Source organism: Sphingomonas sp. Sph1(2015), from assembly GCF_001970915.1.
In the GTDB taxonomy this organism is placed as follows: domain Bacteria; phylum Pseudomonadota; class Alphaproteobacteria; order Sphingomonadales; family Sphingomonadaceae; genus Sphingomonas; species Sphingomonas parapaucimobilis.
The window spans coordinates 1-421 of sequence record NZ_MQUI01000130.1; the positions used below are offsets into that span (position 1 = coordinate 1).

The window sequence follows — 421 nt, forward strand, 5'->3', positions numbered from 1 at the left end:
CTGTTTGATCCCCACGCTTTCGTGCCTCAGCGTCAATCATACTTTAGTAAGCTGCCTTCGCAATTGGTGTTCTGTGACATATCTATGCATTTCACCGCTACTTGTCACATTCCGCCTACCTCAAGTACATTCAAGCCCATCAGTATCAAAGGCACTGCGATAGTTAAGCTACCGTCTTTCACCCCTGACTTAATAGGCCGCCTACGCACCCTTTAAACCCAATAAATCCGGATAACGCTTGGATCCTCCGTATTACCGCGGCTGCTGGCACGGAGTTAGCCGATCCTTATTCTTACAGTACATTCAGCTCCTTACACGTAAGGAGGTTTATTCCCGTACAAAAGCAGTTTACAACCCGTAGGGCCGTCTTCCTGCACGCGGCATGGCTGGTTCAGGCTTCCGCCCATTGACCAATATTCCT

At 49.2% G+C, this 421-nt stretch carries 1 rRNA gene; it reads right to left on the reverse strand.

The window, feature by feature from the left end:
- Positions 1-421 (reverse strand): 16S ribosomal RNA (locus tag BSZ14_RS18865); the annotation flags it as partial.